Consider the following 394-nt stretch of genomic DNA (forward strand, 5'->3'; position numbering starts at 1 on the left):
TGAACCACTCCGACTTTCGTGGAGGCCCTGAAGCCAGCATCATCTGCTGGCGGAAGGGAGAATCACGTCACGATGCCAGCCCCGAGGAAGTATCCCCAAGAGCTTCGAGAGCGCGCGGTCCGGATGGTGTTTGAGGTTCGCCGGCAGACCGGCGGTGCCCCCGGCGCGATCGCCCGGGTGGCCGATCAGCTCGGTGTTCACCGCGAGGCGCTGCGCGGGTGGGTGCGCCAGGCCGAGATCGACGAGGGACAGCGTCCCGGCACCTCGACCGCTGATGCGCAGCGGATCGCCGAGCTGGAGCGTGAGGTGCGCGAGCTGCGCCGCGCCAACGAGATCCTCAAGGCCGCGGCCGCTTTTTTCGCGGCCGAACTCGACCCACGGCCGCCCAGGTAGT

1 pseudogene is annotated in these 394 nt (G+C 68.8%); it reads left to right on the top strand.

Annotation, left to right across the window (positions count from 1 at the left end):
* Positions 1-72 precede the first annotated feature (72 nt).
* Positions 73-394 (top strand): annotated as a pseudogene (locus FLV34_RS39865) (transposase); the annotation flags it as partial.

Source organism: Microbispora sp. CSR-4 (assembly GCF_008033685.1).
Lineage (GTDB): Bacteria > Actinomycetota > Actinomycetes > Streptosporangiales > Streptosporangiaceae > Microbispora.